The 13,897-nt window shown below is 44.7% G+C and carries 12 protein-coding genes, 1 pseudogene and 1 riboswitch; of the genes and pseudogenes, 6 read left to right on the top strand and 7 right to left on the bottom strand.

The annotated features are described in order from the left end of the window. Positions 1 to 226: 226 nt before the first annotated feature. The 3 genes from AAV90_RS13105 to ectA all read right to left on the bottom strand — a co-directional run bounded on the left by AAV90_RS13105 (position 227) and on the right by ectA (position 2,555). On the bottom strand, positions 227 to 613 hold the full coding sequence (locus AAV90_RS13105) for an ectoine synthase (RefSeq protein ID WP_046499932.1): 387 nt from the start codon (positions 611 to 613) through the stop codon (positions 227 to 229). A 96-nt stretch (positions 614 to 709) separates the two neighbouring features. Then, positions 710 to 2,035 (bottom strand): diaminobutyrate--2-oxoglutarate transaminase, encoded by a 1,326-nt coding sequence (ectB, locus tag AAV90_RS13100; protein WP_076982664.1) that lies wholly within the window; start codon positions 2,033 to 2,035, stop codon positions 710 to 712. A 43-nt stretch (positions 2,036 to 2,078) separates the two neighbouring features. Beyond that, on the bottom strand, positions 2,079 to 2,555 hold the full coding sequence (gene ectA / locus AAV90_RS13095; protein WP_046499930.1) for a diaminobutyrate acetyltransferase: 477 nt from the start codon (positions 2,553 to 2,555) through the stop codon (positions 2,079 to 2,081). A 235-nt stretch (positions 2,556 to 2,790) separates the two neighbouring features. Next, positions 2,791 to 2,926: riboswitch (cyclic di-AMP (ydaO/yuaA leader) on the bottom strand. A 420-nt stretch (positions 2,927 to 3,346) separates the two neighbouring features. Between ectA and AAV90_RS13090 the strand changes: the two genes are divergently transcribed. The 3 genes from AAV90_RS13090 (at position 3,347) to AAV90_RS13080 (ending at position 7,259) form a co-directional block, all read left to right on the top strand. Next, entirely contained in the window at positions 3,347 to 4,639 is a 1,293-nt protein-coding gene (locus AAV90_RS13090) for a CCA tRNA nucleotidyltransferase (protein ID WP_046499928.1), read from the top strand. A gap of 103 nt (positions 4,640 to 4,742) precedes the next feature. Beyond that, positions 4,743 to 5,930: an MFS transporter gene (locus tag AAV90_RS13085; protein ID WP_046499926.1), complete on the top strand. Its 1,188-nt coding sequence runs from the start codon at positions 4,743 to 4,745 to the stop codon at positions 5,928 to 5,930. Between the two features lie 21 nt (positions 5,931 to 5,951). Next, positions 5,952 to 7,259 carry a helix-turn-helix transcriptional regulator gene (locus tag AAV90_RS13080; RefSeq protein WP_052729799.1) on the top strand — a complete coding sequence of 436 codons (1,308 nt, stop codon included), beginning with the start codon at positions 5,952 to 5,954 and terminating at the stop codon, positions 7,257 to 7,259. Between the two features lie 77 nt (positions 7,260 to 7,336). Here the strand turns inward: AAV90_RS13080 and AAV90_RS13075 are convergent, their stop codons facing one another. Together AAV90_RS13075 and AAV90_RS13070 are read right to left on the bottom strand one after the other, a co-directional pair. Then, the gene (locus tag AAV90_RS13075; protein ID WP_046499923.1) at positions 7,337 to 8,812 is read right to left on the bottom strand and encodes an aldehyde dehydrogenase family protein; all 1,476 of its coding nucleotides are present in this window, start codon (positions 8,810 to 8,812) and stop codon (positions 7,337 to 7,339) included. Between the two features lie 363 nt (positions 8,813 to 9,175). Further along, the gene (locus tag AAV90_RS13070; protein WP_046499922.1) at positions 9,176 to 11,191 is read right to left on the bottom strand and encodes a sigma-54-dependent Fis family transcriptional regulator; all 2,016 of its coding nucleotides are present in this window, start codon (positions 11,189 to 11,191) and stop codon (positions 9,176 to 9,178) included. Positions 11,192 to 11,480: 289 nt separating this feature from the next. Here AAV90_RS13070 and AAV90_RS13065 point away from each other — a divergent pair, with 289 nt between their 5' ends. Both AAV90_RS13065 and AAV90_RS13060 read left to right on the top strand, forming a co-directional pair. Continuing rightward, positions 11,481 to 11,888 (top strand): hemerythrin domain-containing protein, encoded by a 408-nt coding sequence (locus tag AAV90_RS13065; RefSeq protein ID WP_046499921.1) that lies wholly within the window; start codon positions 11,481 to 11,483, stop codon positions 11,886 to 11,888. A gap of 20 nt (positions 11,889 to 11,908) precedes the next feature. Next, the gene (locus AAV90_RS13060) at positions 11,909 to 12,418 is read left to right on the top strand and encodes a methylated-DNA--[protein]-cysteine S-methyltransferase (RefSeq protein ID WP_046499920.1); all 510 of its coding nucleotides are present in this window, start codon (positions 11,909 to 11,911) and stop codon (positions 12,416 to 12,418) included. Here the strand turns inward: AAV90_RS13060 and AAV90_RS13055 are convergent. Further along, the gene (locus AAV90_RS13055) at positions 12,371 to 12,619 is read right to left on the bottom strand and encodes a hypothetical protein (RefSeq protein WP_046499918.1); all 249 of its coding nucleotides are present in this window, start codon (positions 12,617 to 12,619) and stop codon (positions 12,371 to 12,373) included. The two genes, AAV90_RS13060 and AAV90_RS13055, sit on opposite strands and share 48 nt — an antisense overlap. A 250-nt stretch (positions 12,620 to 12,869) precedes the next feature. Beyond that, positions 12,870 to 13,007: pseudogene (locus AAV90_RS15530) on the bottom strand (sensor histidine kinase); the annotation flags it as partial. A 157-nt stretch (positions 13,008 to 13,164) separates the two neighbouring features. On the opposite strand from AAV90_RS15530, the gene AAV90_RS13050 reads away from it, so the two are divergent. Then, positions 13,165 to 13,897, top strand: a 733-nt coding sequence (locus AAV90_RS13050; RefSeq protein WP_242847575.1) for a transposase zinc-binding domain-containing protein, incomplete at its 3' end; no start/stop codon positions are given.

Raw genomic sequence — 13,897 nt, 5'->3', positions numbered from 1 at the left:
GTGGTGGAACCGGCAGACACGTGCGTTTGAGGGGCGCATGCTGAGAGGCGTGCGGGTTCAAGTCCCGCCCGCCGCACCATAATATCTACCATGTTACCATCTATTGATAGAAAAAAATCTATCAATAGATGGTTTTATTATTATTTTTTGGTATTACTATTTTGGTGGTTTTTGCGGGGTATGGGACTTAATTTAATCTATGGCGTATATATTATCTGGAATCTTACTACCCTTCTAACAGCGGATAGGAACCGTCCTCCTGATGGATCTCCCTGCCGGTGAGGGGCGGATTGAAGACACAAACCATATGCATATCGGATTTGGCCCGCAGTTTATGCTTTTCATGTCCGTTGAGGGCATAAAGCGTGCCATTTTTAATTGGATAGATCTTATTATTATCAAGAACTTCTATTTCACCGCTTCCCTGAATGCAGTACACTGCCTCCACATGGTTTTTGTACCAGATATAAGTTTCTGTACCGGCTTTTATAACCGTATGGTGCATTGAAAAGCCCATACCGTCCTTTTTTAGAAGGATTCGGAAACTTCTCCAGGTGTCAGTATCAATATCACTTTCGCTGCCAACAATATCCTCCAACTGTTTAACGATCATAATATCTTTCTCCTTAAAGTTATTTTGGGGAATGAGTTTCCCCGTCCATATCACGCAACTATTTTCAAAGTGGTTATGTCCTTAAGCCGTGGGTGGTTAGTAAGCACTTGAAGCCAGCAAATGCCTTTTTTTCGGGATATTTTTCCTTTTAGAGTTGATAAATGACTGCACCTTTATATCTTCAATACTGTCTTTCAATATATCTAAACCTTCCATCAGGCCGGTCTCGTCTATGGTCAAAGGAGGCATGACCTTAATTACTTCATCTTTGGCACCTGATGTCTCAATAATTAAACCGCGAGTAAAGGAAGATGAGCAGATTTTTACAGCCAATCCATCAACTCCGCAGGCTATACCCTGCATAAAACCCCTGCCTCGGACTTCGCCCTTAATTTCCGGGTGTTCTTCTACTAAGTCGGCCAGGAAATCATGTATGTCCTTTTCCATATTTTTGACATGTTTAGATAGTGTATCGTCTTTCCAATAATTAAGTGCTTCGGTGGCAGCTACAAAGGCCAGGTTATGTCCCCGAAAGGTACCGTTATGTTCACCTGCCGACCAGATGTCCAATTCCGGTTTAATCAGGGTAATCGCCATAGGCAGCCCATAACCGCTGATTGATTTGGAGAGGCAAACAATATCCGGGTTAATACCTGCCGGCTCAAAGCTGAAAAACGTTCCGGTGCGGCCGCAGCCTGCTTGAATATCATCGACAATCAGGAGAATATTTTTTTCCCGGCAGAGAGCCTCTAAACGTCTCAGCCATTCATAACTAGCTACATTCAAACCACCTTCCCCTTGGAGTGTTTCCAGAATAATAGCTGCCGGCAAGGAAACTCCGCTGGAACTATCATCAAGAAACTTGCGGATATAATCAACGGTATCAACACTGTCGCCCCAATATCCGTCATAAGGCATGAAAACTGCATTTCCCAGGGGAATACCTGCTCCCTGGCGTTTACCAGCGTTGCCGGTTATGGCCAGAGAACCCAAAGTCATGCCGTGAAAAGCGTTGGTAAAACACATAATACTGTCTCTGCCAGTAACCTTACGGGCTAATTTCAATGAGCTTTCCACTGCATTTGTACCGGTAGGACCGGTGAACATTATCTTATATTTCATTTTACGAGGGTTTAGAATAACCTGGTTAAATTGCTCTAAAAATTCTTTCTTGGCTTCGGTAGCCATGTCAAGGCCATGTACTATACCGTCACTGCTTAGATACTCTATCAGTTTTTTCTTTATTTGGGGAGGATTATGGCCATAATTAAGGGCTCCAGCCCCGGAAAAAAAGTCTATATATTCTTTGTTCTTATCATCCCGAAGCCGGTAGCCGCTTGACTGAGTAAAAACCGTTGGAAAACTGCGGCAGTAACTTCGTACTTCAGATTCCAAATCATTAAATATTTTTAAATTATTCACGAAAACATCTCCTTTCGTGTCTGGGGTCATATCGCGTTTAGGTTTATATCAAAGGGCCTATGCGCAACATAACTTCTTCTTCGTGTTTTTCTCCTGGGAACAGCCGGGAAGGGAAGCATTCCTCTTCCACGCAGGATGTCTTAAGATCATGGGCTAGCTGGTAATACAGATTGAATGCGGCATGATTAGAGGGATTGACTGTTAACTCCAGATAACGGCAGTTACTGCAGATTTCTCTTGCCAACAGGTGCTTTAACATATTAAGACCTAACCGGCGGCGCCGAAATTCTTCATCTACTGCTACCTGCCAGACAAAAATTACTTCCGCTTGTCGGGGGGGCTGAAAAGCCGAAACAAACCCCACTATTTTGCCATCTGCTTCGGCAACAACACAGGTATCACAATAATATTTAGTTAACAGCAGATAACTATAGGCAGAATTTAAATCCAGCACCCGGGTAGACTTAACCAGATCCCAGATACTTTTCCCATCCTCTTCGGACGGAGGCCTTAAGTAAATTTCAGATGATAAATTATTGTTGGCTTTTATAACTGATCACTCCTGATTCTATCGTCATAATTTAGAATCTCCAAAATCCGGTCTTTCCTTAATTCATCACTCCTTTGTTAAGATACTCCTTAAGAAGGAATATGATTTTGCGAAAGACCCGGGTCCAGCTTTTACTATTATTTTAAGTAGGCAAAAAACAAAATGGCCAAAGGAAGAAGCCTTTGGCCATCAAAAATAATTGACCCTGGTCTCCCTTACACGCTTACGAGGTTAGCTGACGGATTCGGGCCAGGGATAGCCCTACTGGAAAATCCAGATTCACCCCTAAAAATGGGTCCCCCGCTCTCCGATTAAATTCGGAGACTCAGCGATATGACAAGAGTTATATAAAATTTTCCCTTAAAACTATATAAAAAAGTTTATAATATATCACCCTATTACTTCAAACCTGATATACAATTATATGCAGTCGTATATAAAGATCTTCGGGTTAGACAAAACCCCTCCTGCCTTTTTCAGGGAATTAGTCCAATATGCTGGCCAATCATCCCTTACTATTCATGGAAAATGGTCTAATCCGCCTGCACAGGCAGACAGAACTGCTCAACAGTCCCTAAGGGTTTAAATGATTAGGCCGGTTAGCAGCGGGAAAATACTATAACAGAGCAAAAAACCATTTTCCCCCTAAAGGTGAGAGAGATATGAGAAAAAATCAGCCGGTATACAATTCAAACCTGTAGGAAAAAAAGTTTCCGCAAAACTTTCCTGCCGATGCAGAGTCCAAAGAAGGAGTGGGATTAGTGCTCAACAATATTGCCTGGGATATAGCGAACCAGGGGGGGAGAGTCTTCTATTCCGGCGGTTACGTCCGTGACTACCTGCTAACAGGCCAAGCTGAACTTGGCAAGGACATCGACCTGGAAGTCTTTGGCCTTAATAAGGATGAATTGATTTCCGTTTTATCAACCTATGGACAACCTATAGTAGTAGGCAAGTCCTTTCCGGTAATAAAAATCCGCCATAATCCCAAATGGGATTTTACCCTGCCGGAAACGCCGCAGATCAGTTACCGGGAGGCTTGCGCCCGGCGCGATTTTACTATTAATGCTATGATGATGGATGTTCTAAGCGGTGCGATACTTGATTTTTTTGATGGCCGAAAAGATCTTGACAATAAGCTTATTCGCCATACTACCGAGCACGTATTTGCAGTTGACCCTCTGCGGGTTTATCGGGCAGTACAACTGGCCGCCCGGTTTAGTTTCAGTATAGAGACTACTACCCTGGAATTAATGAAACAAACCAATCTGGATGATATTAAACCGGAGCGAATATTAGCAGAATTAAGCAAACTACTGCTCTTAGCTCATAAGCCTTCATTAGGACTCAGCTACATGCAGGAAACGGGGATACTAAAATGTCGGCATCCCATGCTTTTTCGCTTAATAGGTTGTGAACAATCCCCCCTTAACCATCCCGAAGGCGATGTTTGGCAACATACTTTGCAGGTAGTAGATATCTGTGCCCGCCTGAAAATAAAATCCCAGGATCAGGAAGTATTGATGTTTGCAGCCCTCCTGCATGATTTGGGCAAACCTACCACTACCTGCAGCCGCAACGGTAAAATTACTGCTTACGGGCATGACGTGGAGGGAGAAAAGCTGGCCCGCATTTTTCTAAACCAGTTGAATGCCTCTAAAAGTCTGATTATAGGTGTCAGCAAACTGGTTCGGGAACATATGCACCCGATTTTACTTTATAAAAGCCGGGATCAGGTAAGCGACAAGGCCATCCGTAAATTGGTTAACCGGGTAAATGTCCGGGAATTATTACTGTTGGCTGAAGCTGATTTTAAGGGCAGAGGCCAGGAACGTGATTTTGCCCCGGTACAGGAATGGTTAAATGACAGGATATCCCGTCTGGGATTGGATCCGGAAAAGGGGATTACCCCTTATGTGCAGGGCAGGGATTTAATTGCCTTGGGGCTGAAGCCCGGCCCAGAATTTCGCAAAATAATGGATCAGTGCTTTGAAATGCAGCTGGAAGGCAAATCCCGCCAGGAGATTCTCAACCGGATAAAAGAAGACATCTAGGAATCAGCACGTCCTCCTTGCTTCCTAATTGCAGATTAGGGGGTTAAAGAGTAGACTGATATATATGAAATTTTAAGAAAAAATGCAATTTGGGGGAACAAAAATGATTAACGCAAATGACAATCGTAAGCGTATGGTTGTCTTGTTTGCCACTATTTTTTTAGTGGGAATAGGTTTTAGTATTATTATGCCGGTTTTACCCTATTACGCAGAATCAATGGGGGCCAGTGCCTTTCAGTTGGGAATGTTGATTACCGTTTACGCAGTCTGTCAGTTCATTTTTGCTCCGGTTTGGGGAGCTTATTCTGACAAAGTAGGGAGAAAGCCGGTACTTTTGCTCGGCATTTTAGGTTATTCCGTTACTTTTATCCTGTTTGGTTTTGCCACGCAGCTTTGGATGCTATACGTGATTCGTATTGTCGGTGGAATCTTGGCCTGTGCAACGATGCCCACTGCCATGGCGTATGTTGGAGATACTACCAGTCTTAAGAAACGCGGCTCGGCGATGGGAATGATCGGTGCATCCATGGGAATTGGAATGGTTTTTGGCCCGGCTATCGGTGGACTATTATCCAGCATATCGCTGGCTTTCCCTTTCGTTTTTGCCGGTTTATTGGCTCTGGCGAATGCGATTTCCGTTTATATCCTTCTGCCTGAGTCTTTGGCAAATGAAAACCGGGTCATCAGTAAAGTAGAAAGGGCTTCCTTGCTGGATGGGCTAAAGACACCCCTGGTAGTCCTGTTCCTGTTTATATGCCTGGGTAGCATCGGAGAGTCGATCCATCATGGAACATTTGCGCTTTTTGCTGAGCAGAAGCTAGCCTTTACTGCGCGTGATATCGGCTGGGCATTTACGGCGGCTGGGATTGTCATGGCACTTGTGCAGGGGTTTTTGGTAGGAAGGTTGATTAATCGCTTGGGCGAAGAAAAGACTGCCGCCACCGGTATCATTCTAATGGGGATCAGCTTTGGTCTGTTTATTTTTATGTATAATATCCCTACCTCGATTGCTTTCATGGCTGTTTTCTCCGCTGGGGTTGGTCTGATGCGCCCTTCTGTATCGGCGGCAGTTTCCAAGCGGACTGTAACCGGGCAGGGCTCTGCTATGGGTATATTAAACGGGTACGACAGCCTGGGACGGGCAATTGGCCCGATGTTAGGCGGTTTTATGCTGGATCGGGGTCTTAATATGGGGTATTATTGTGCGATAACTATTTCCCTGTTGGCTTTGCTGACGTTGGTAATAGGCAGCAGAATTACAGCAAATCAAGGGGAGGGTTCTTTTTTGTAAGTATGCGGAAGGGGGAGGCAAGTGCTTAGAAACCGTACGGCAACAATGGCGGGCAATACCATTAGGCTTAGAAAATATATTCTTGAGAACGTTGATTTAGATCAAGAACAATTGATGGAAGAAATAAATATGGGTAAAGCCAGCCTCTACAGCTTACTGTCGGGTTTGAGTAATGATTCGGAAATATGCGTAAATGGGGAGTTCCTGGTTCAAAAAGATGGTCAACGGTTAACCTTAAGTGAAATTATGGATTTCTTAAGGGATAATCCTGCTCGGCAAAAGGATGCTCCCAAACTGGCTGAGCGACTGCTCTATCTTTATTGGTGTCTGCATAACGCAATTCCTGACGGGGGCATGACATTTGACGCCATAATGAATGTATATACGGAATTGTATATGGATGGTGGAGGGCGTGTACCTAAAGCAGACACATTACGGCGGATGATTTACCGGGATATGCAGGAGTTTGAAAAGTTAAGAATCTGGATAGATCGTTCGGAAAACACTAAAAAGTATTGCCTGCGTGACAAATATCTTCCCAAACTTAGTCCTGATAATGCGGCTGCTGTTTATGTCAGTATGCTGCTCTATCAGGATACCCTGCTGGATCAAGCCACCTTGGGGGCTAAGGAGCAAATCGAAAAGGCATTCTTCAAAGATTTTCCCGAACGTTCTCGACTGCTTAATGAAAGGATTTACGTATTAGGCGACACCCTTTCTAACCCCCAGGAATTCGGTAATGTTTTGGGTAAATTAATCCGGGCGGTGGGTGATTGTCTAAGAATCAAAATCGGTTATATAAACAATGAGGGTGAAAAGTCTGAAAGGATAGCTGAACCTCTTGGTTTGGTCTCCAAAAGGAATGTATGGTATCTTTTCGCCCGTAGGAAAGGAAACAGTGAAGTTAGAACTTTTCGGGTAGATCAAATAACCAGCCTGAACGTGCGTGAAAGCGAGAAATTCATATATCCACCTGAATTTTCACTGGCCGAGCACATCGGCTACAGTTGGGGTGTTTTCAACAATGATCAGATTGAAACGGTGAGGCTGAAGTTTTCTCCCCGAGTTGCCTTTAGAGTAAAAAATCTGCATTATCATCCCAGCCAGCGTATTGCTGAAGAATGTGCCGATGGTTCGGTAATATTGGAGTTTGAAGTTTGTGGATTATTAGAGATGCAGAGTTGGTTAATGCAGTGGGGCACTGAAGTAGAGGTGCTGGCGCCGGTTGAATTGCGCGAAGAAATACTGCGGATTGCGCAGGGTATTGTTGGTAAATACAGCCCTAAAAAGACAAAATCCAGAAGGCTATCGGCCAGCCTAGAACGTTAAACAGTAATGCCCGGCACTTTGTATTAATTGAGTGCCGGGCATGGTTAGGATTGCTTGTGAATCGATGTCTGGTCCCTTTAGAATAAGCCGAACCCGCCCTCATCCATACTCAAATAAATATTTTTACACTGGGTATAGTGGGACAGCATCATCAGATGGGTCTCGCGGCCAATACCGGATTTTTTATAACCGCCGAAGGGTGCGTGGGCGGCAATCTGATTATAGGTGTTAATCCACATACGCCCGGTCTCAATCCCTCTGGCTACCCGCAGGGCGCGGTTGATGTCCTGCGTCCATACGGCCCCACCCAAACCGTATTCATTATCATTGGCCATGGCGATTACTTCCTGCTCATCTTTAAATTTGATTACACTGACAACCGGACCAAAGATTTCTTCCTGGGCTACCCTCATCTTGTTGTCTACATCGGCCAGGATGGTCGGTTTAACAAAATTACCCTTGTCCAGACCCTGGTCGGTAATCTTATAACCACCGGTAAGTACTTGGGCACCCTCATTTTTGCCGATATTTATATAGTTTAGGATAATATTTACCTGTCCATTATTGATCTGACTACCCATCTGGGTAGAATCTTCCCAGGGCAGACCGACTTTTACTTTTTCAAATCTGTCTACCAGGGCGGTCAGGAATTTGTCGTAGATGTCTTCTTGGACAAATACCCGTGAGCCGGCACAGCATACCTGCCCCTGGTTAAATAGGATTCCCAGCAGAGCCCCTTCTATGGCTCTTTCCCAATTACAATCCGAGAAGAAAATGTTGGCGGATTTTCCCCCCAGTTCCAGGGTGGCTGGAATTAGCTTTTCAGCAGCAGCCTCAGCGATGTTGTAGCCAACCTCGGTTGAACCTGTAAAGGCCAGTTTGCGGAAGCCTTCGTGTTCCAAAATGTAATTGCCAGTGGTGGATCCCTTGCCGGTAATAACATTAACTACGCCGGGAGGCAATACCTCGGCAAATATTTTAGCCAGCTCCAACAAGCTAAGTGATGTTTCGGAAGAAGGTTTAATAACTACCGTATCGCCGGCGGCCAGAGCCGGGGCTATTTTCCAGGCTGCCATTAAGAAAGGAAAGTTCCAGGGAATAATCTGTCCCACGACCCCGATAGGTTCTCGCAGGATAATGCTCATAGTGCTCGGATCAAGCATTACTGCCTGGCCTTCCTCAGCTCTGATGGCACCGGCGAAATAACGGAAATGATCAGCGGCAAAAGGGATATCAATAGCTCTGGTTTCCCGAATGGGCTTGCCATTATCCAGGGTTTCAGTCATAGCCAGCAGTTCGGAACGTTCTTCAATCAGATCGGCAATCTTTAAAAGGTAAGCAGCCCGTTCAGCGGCACTGGTATTTTTCCAACTGGCAAAGGCTTTCCAAGCAGCCTTTACAGCCAGGTCAACATCTTCCCGACTACCATTGACACAGGTGGCCAGCAGTTCACCGTTGGCCGGACAGTAAGCATTAAAGGTCTGGCCTTCTTGGCTGTCAACCCATTTGCCATCAATAAATAGTTTGTAATTCTTGTCCATAGGTTTCTTCATCGCAATACCTCCCCTTATCAAGCCAATATGGCTAAATCAAACAACGCTGTTTTCCCCCCTTGTTGCATATTTTTTTTGTTGATTGAAAAAACATCTTGTCTTAGTTAAAAGCAATTTTTATGCCAAACCGAAGCTGTCATTTCCCCAACCGCGTAAAATAGGTTTTTGAGGCAATTTGTCAATAGGCAGAGCTGACAACGGGTCGACATTAAGTGTTTCAAAATTTGCAACAGTTGTTGAAAATTAAATTACAGATGTGAACAAAAGGGGGATGGTATTATTTCTGTTTATTAACAGGTGGTTGCGGTTTATAGTGAGGTAAAAAAAGCTGAGGATTGGATGGGTGTGTTTGTTAAGGTATAATCAATCAAAGGATTGGGTTCGGGAAATGTCATAGAAAGCCATTTTACGATAAACAGTGTTGCGAGATAGTCCCATTTCCCGCGCCACCTTACTTATGTTGCCGTTATGGCTTTTTAATAAATCAATGATTGTTTGCCGTTCGGCCAGCAGTGCGCTCATTCCTTCTGCTCTGGAATTAGTATTATTACTTAAATTATTGGTATAAACCGTGTTGGCAGTTGATGCTGAGCCTAACGCAGCTATTCCTGATGGCAGGCTTTTTAAACTCAGGGTCTGATTATTATTCAGAATAACCATTTTCTCGATAACGTTTTCCAATTCCCGGACATTTCCAGGCCAATTGTACTTTTGCAGGTATTCTTTAATCCCAGGTTCAACGTAGACTACGGGGGTATTGAGCCTTTTACTTATTTTTTGTAATAAATAATTAAACAGCAGATCAATGTCTTCGGGACGTTCCCGTAGGGGAGGTATCGATACTAAAATAACATTTAAGCGGTAAAAAAGATCCTGGCGAAAATTATGTTTCTCTATTTCTTCTAGGAGATTTTTATTGGTGGCGCATATTATCCGGACATCAACCGGGATAACTTTATCGCCGCCAATTCGGGTTACCTTTTTTTCTTGCAAAACCCTGAGCAGGGTAGCTTGTTGATCAAGAGGCATATCGCCGATTTCGTCAAGAAAAAGTGTTCCCCCGGAGGCCATTTCAAATTTGCCGGGCCTGCCTCCCCGCCTGGCTCCTGTAAAGGCTCCCTCTACATAGCCAAACAGCTCACTGGCAATCAATTCACGCGGCGAGGCAGCACAATTGATGGCAATAAACGGCCCCTCACGCCGCGGGCTGGCATTGTGAATCGACTGGGCAAAAATTTCCTTGCCGGTACCGCTTTCGCCGCTTATAAGAACATTGCTGGTATTAGCAGCGGCCTTGACTGCAACCTGGATTGCCGCACGGATTCCCTCACTTTGACCAATTATATCATTAAAATGGAAGGTGGCTTCGGCTCCGCTAAACCTATTAGCCAGACTCCTTACTTTGTGGATGGGATTAAAAAAAATAACCGCTCCGTTGCTTTTCCCATCTGAATATGTTATTGGTTTTCCGCTTACCAAGCAGTATAACGCTCCTCTGCTTCCATAAGCCTGCAGCTCCAAATCTGCAAACGCCCGGGATGCCCAAAGTAATTCGTCAAACTGCCGGGATGGCTCAAAGACATCATTTATGTTGCAACCAACCAACTGCCGGCCTAATATTTGTTGTGCAGTCGGGTTACTTTCGGTAATTATAGCCCGGTTATCGATAATAATAGCTCCATCCGAAACGGTTTGGAAAATATCAATCAGACGACTATTTAAAAGTCGTAATTCTTCATTCTGGCGTTTTACCCTTATCTGATCACTGATAGCTTCAGAAGCCGCCACCACCATCCCCAGGGTATGTAAATGGGCTGACTGCATCGGCCCCGACAATTGCAGGACAGCGATAATCTGTCCGTCATCATTAAAAATAGGTGCCGCTGAACATGTCCATCTATGTGCATAACGGCAATAGTGCTCCGATCCCGAAATCTGTACCGGCTTTTTAAGTTTCAAAGAGGTTCCAACTCCATTGGTGCCAACCTTTTCCTCCATCCAGTTTGACCCGGCAACCAGATTTAGCTGGGCAGCATTAAATAATGTCTCATCATCTCCCAGCAGATCCATAATAAAACCACGATTATCTGCCAGAATGACAATAAACTGAGAGCCGGCCACGAATTTATAGAGTCGAACCATGAAGGGATGAGCAATATCAATTAACTCATGGTTTTGGGAGCGCAAATCCTTTAGTTGCTGCGTGTTAAGAATATCATGACAGATATCAGCCCAGGGGTCGACCTGGGCGGTGTAACATCTTTGCCAGGAATCAGCAATTTCCGTTCGTATCGTGCCGGGGTTTAGCTCCCCGGTTGCAATGAACTGCTCCCATGCTTTAAAAAAGCAGATTTGTTCGTGTTTTATATCAATGAACACGTTTTCTCCCCCTGATTCCGTATATAATGGACATGGATATAATTTACGCAAATATATTATAATTAGAAACAGATAATGTAAAAGTGGTGGAAGTTATATCCAGCCCAGTAGTAGTGTGTTAAATTAAATGTAACCATGGTAACCGAAAGCTTCATTTTGCACATAACTGAAACCCGGTACAAGTGCCGGGGAAGGATTGATGACACCTCTAAACTATCCTAGATTTAAGGTGTTGTCAACCAACCCGCCATTTTGGTATATAAGTTAAAAATATTGGGGAGGCAAGACGATGGATATTGCAAATTTGAAAAGACAACACAGTGAAATAATGAACCAGGCAAAATACATACTTGACAATATTGAAAATGCTTCAGTGCAGCAAAATATTCAGGAGATTGTTCAAACCATGAATGCCATGGCCGGCAAACTCAGGATACATTTGATGAATGAAGATGAATACCTGTACCCGCCCCTGCTGAATCATCCCGATGAATCATTGCAGGCATTTGCCAAAACTTATATCTCTGAAATGATGGAAGTTACCAAGGCCTACTCCGACTATAAATCAAAATACAATACAGCCAGCAAGATTGAGAATAATCTGGAGGGATTCATTCAGGAAACCAAACAGGTCTTTGCGGTGCTGGCCAACCGGGTGGAGAGGGAAGAAAATGAATTATACCCTTTATTAGGCTAGACTAAAGCGGAGGTAAGAGTATGCAACATATAGCTTTTTACCGAACCACCATAGGGCTGATTGGAATAACGGATAGCGATGGCGTTATTACCGAGATATTCCTGGCAGATGAACAAGTACCAGGAAACGATAATAAGCAGGAAACACCCCTGCAGAAAAAAGCCATTCGGCAACTGGAGGAGTACTTGGCAGGACAACGCCAGACATTTGATTTTGCGTTCACAGCCGCAGGAACGGAATTTCAAAAAAGTGTCTGGGAAGCTCTGCGCAAGATACCCTACGGTGAAACGCGCAGTTATAAGCAGATTGCCCAGATGATAGGGAGGCCCAATGCCGCCCGGGCCGTGGGCATGGCCAACCATAGAAATCCCATTATGATCGTAACCCCCTGCCACCGGGTAATTGCTGCGGACGGAAGTCTGGCAGGTTACGCTGGTGGCCTGGAAGTAAAAAAGAAGTTACTGGAGCTTGAAAAGCAACATCTATACGCCGGGGCGGTTGCCCCAAGGCAGAACGTGCAGCTGGGGTAATGCTCGCACATTGTCGCTTATACTGCTGTCCAGGGTTAGCTTGTTTACCAAAGCCCGGTATTTGCTCATAAGGCTTTCGTAGTTGTCTTGACCGGGTTCGTTGCACACCTGCAATACCATGGGGATATCTGGATACTGTTGGTGCAGTTCGCGGGCGTAAGCGTAATCCGCATCGGTAAGGATTATTATTTTTAATTGCAAACTCCTAAAGATTAGAGGTATAGGTTCATTGTCTCTATAGGCTTCTTAGAAAAGGGTGGGCGAACAAAGGCATGGTTACAATGTTTGTCCACCTTTTTTCACTACATTTATGACTCAATTACAGTTCGTCTAAATGCATCAAAATCTACTGCCGATGAGGTTGTTACATAACAGCAACAGCATCCAGGTGCTATATGAAACCGATGGCAGCGGTAACCTAACAAACATCTACACTTATTCGTCAAATGGACTAATCCCAATGAAAGTCCTTTGGCATCTGAATTATCAAGCTCTCGATCGTTACCCGCCCGTCATGCAGATCGATGATTTTCTTTACCATTACCAGTGAAAGACCCAGGCCGTTTCCTCCGGAGCTCCGGGCGCGAGATTAAAAGGTGCGGGACCGGAGATGCCAGAAAAGATTGATTAGAGCGCTGTCGCTATTCGTCTCACCTAACATTAGCCACCCGACAACAGTCCTTGATATTTGTGGTAAATTACGGTACCCTATATAGAACACATGTTCTGTTTAGGGGTGATTACACATGATACCTGCCCGTATTGTGAAGGCTGAGGTATATAATCCCCGAACCCCTCGTAAAAACCAGTATTACCAGTGTGTAGAAGCACATTTTGAAGAACTGGCAGGCGTATGGGATGACAGGTATCAAAGGGATTATGGTTATTGGCGGCCTTATATACTGGACGTCATTTATAAATACCTGGACTGCGGCGACCTCCATCTTGGTTTTGCCCGGGTCAAATGTGATGACTGCCAGCATGAATACCTCTTGCCATTTTCCTGCAAACGCCGGTACTTTTGCCCATCCTGCCATCAAAAACGGGTTATCGAATTTGGCGAATTCCTGCATACAGAAGTACTCAAACAAGTGCCCCACCGCCAATGGGTCTTTAGCATTCCTAAAAGGCTACGGCGCTATTTTATGTATGATCGCAGCCTGCTGTCCAAATTAAGCCGGTGCGCCTGGAAGGTCTTATCGCTTTACCTTAAACAGGGGGTTTCTTTAGATGACCCTGAACCAGGTGCTGTAATAGCCGTGCAGACCTTTGGGGATTTTTTAAACTTCAACCCGCACTTGCACATCATAGCCACAGACGGTTGTTTTACCAGGGATGGAGAATTTATGATAGGGATTGCACCGGATGCTTCAAGCCTCATAGACTTGTTTCGCCTGGAAGTATTCAGAATGCTGGCAGCTCTTTGCCATCCGTGGCACCGCTGCACTAGTCCATCCATGGACGTCGGAAAAGGCGGGG

Origin of the sequence: Syntrophomonas zehnderi OL-4 (assembly GCF_000983115.1) — a bacterium.
Taxonomy (GTDB): domain Bacteria; phylum Bacillota; class Syntrophomonadia; order Syntrophomonadales; family Syntrophomonadaceae; genus Syntrophomonas_B; species Syntrophomonas_B zehnderi.
This window is presented reverse-complemented; position numbering and strand designations above follow the sequence as displayed.

What these genes read in the sequence shown, in the direction of transcription:
- AAV90_RS13075 (WP_046499923.1), bottom strand. Translation starts at nt 8,812, where the DNA reads ATGAAGAAACCTATGGACAAGAATTACAAACTATTTATTGATGGCAAA.
- AAV90_RS13085 (WP_046499926.1), top strand. Translation starts at nt 4,743, where the DNA reads ATGATTAACGCAAATGACAATCGTAAGCGTATGGTTGTCTTGTTTGCC.
- AAV90_RS13060 (WP_046499920.1), top strand. Translation starts at nt 11,909, where the DNA reads ATGCAACATATAGCTTTTTACCGAACCACCATAGGGCTGATTGGAATA.
- AAV90_RS13065 (WP_046499921.1), top strand. Translation starts at nt 11,481, where the DNA reads ATGGATATTGCAAATTTGAAAAGACAACACAGTGAAATAATGAACCAG.
- AAV90_RS13105 (WP_046499932.1), bottom strand. Translation starts at nt 613, where the DNA reads ATGATCGTTAAACAGTTGGAGGATATTGTTGGCAGCGAAAGTGATATT.